This window comes from Parendozoicomonas sp. Alg238-R29 (assembly GCF_947331445.1).
In the GTDB taxonomy this organism is placed as follows: domain Bacteria; phylum Pseudomonadota; class Gammaproteobacteria; order Pseudomonadales; family Endozoicomonadaceae; genus Sansalvadorimonas.
The window spans coordinates 1-1403 of the sequence record NZ_CAMZOG010000211.1; the positions used below are offsets into that span (position 1 = coordinate 1).

Consider the following 1403-nt stretch of genomic DNA (forward strand, 5'->3'; position numbering starts at 1 on the left):
GGGCGCTTTCGGTTCATGATTAATTATGCGAATACTTTTGTTATCTGCCTACGATGCGGTGTCTCACCGTTACTGGCGAAAAGGACTTGTCGAACAATTTCCTGAACACGACTGGACGGTTTTAACCCTCCCTGATCGACACTTCAGCTGGCGCTTGCGGGGTAATAGCCTGAGCTGGGCTATGGGCAAAGAACGGGAAGTTCTGGAGCAACCATGGGATAGAGTCATTGCTACATCCATGGTAGATGTGTCTTCACTGAGAGGTATGGTTCCTTCTCTGGGGCAAGTACCCACTATCATTTACTTTCACGAAAACCAGTTTGCTTACCCTCGCTCCGGACATCAGGTGTTCAGCCCTGTTGAGCCGCAGCTGCAAACTATTTACACCGCACTGTCTGGGGAGAAACTGGTGTTTAATACCGAATATAACCGCCAGACTTTTCTGCAAGGGGTAAGAAAACTTCTAAAGAAACTTCCGGATCATGTGCCTGCCGGAGTTGCAGATACCATTCAATCCCGCAGTTCGGTTTTGCCAGTTCCTTTGGCCGAAGATATTCCGGAGGTAGTATCTGAAAGAACAGAACATTCATTTCTTATTGCCTGGGCCGCTCGGTGGGAATATGACAAAGGGCCTGATCGTCTACTGACTATTTTGCGGGGGCTGGAGAAAATCGGGATTGATTTTCAGCTGGCTATTCTTGGGCAATCCTTCCGCAGGCAACCACCAGAATTTGGACTTATAGAGGAAGAGTTCAGCCATCGATTGAAGATTTTTGGTTATGCAGAGTCCCGTGAAGATTATCTACAGTGGCTGCAAAAAGCGGATGTAATTTTGTCCACATCCCGGCACGAGTTTCAGGGAGTCTCTGTTCTGGAAGGTGTTGCCTGCGGTGCTGTTCCTGTTCTGCCGAATGAACAATCCTACCCTTGTCTGTTTGGCCAGGAATATCTGTATGACGATGAGCAACAGGCTGTTCAGATGATTATAGAAAGGGCTCTGGAGAAAAAGGAAGCTCGTCTGTGTGCCCCCGATATGTCTACTTTTTTGTGGCGAACAAACCGGGATGCTTATAAAAACATTCTTGAAGATGAATATCTCATGTTGCGCAGCCACAAATGATCGCAGTTGCTCAAACAATGCTCCCAAAGCCGTCATATAGATCTTCGCCCTAAGCTGAAAGTGGTTCATTTTCAATTTCGGCGATAGCGTTTCCAGCCAGAAGGCTGAGTCAATCGACAAGAATACAGGGTTGCTCTGCGTCTTCACGGTATGGGCGCGCGTAACTTCAGTTATTAAGCAGTGCTAGCAGCCTGTCGGACTTAAAACGTCAATCAAGATAGAATCGAACATCCAGTTGCAGTGGCGTCAAGCTCTATGAATAAATGGATATTCAAACCCGTTG

At 47.3% G+C, this 1403-nt stretch carries 1 protein-coding gene; it reads left to right on the plus strand.

What is annotated here, in order from left to right:
• Window positions 1–25: 25 nt before the first annotated feature.
• Complete coding sequence (locus QMA35_RS21680) at window positions 26–1120, plus strand: DUF3524 domain-containing protein (protein ID WP_281649212.1); 1095 nt, start codon at window positions 26–28, stop codon at window positions 1118–1120.
• Window positions 1121–1403: the final 283 nt, after the last annotated feature.

Bases quoted from the DNA above. Each gene is read 5' to 3' on its own strand.
- QMA35_RS21680 (WP_281649212.1), top strand. From the start codon at position 26: ATGCGAATACTTTTGTTATCTGCCTACGATGCGGTGTCTCACCGTTAC.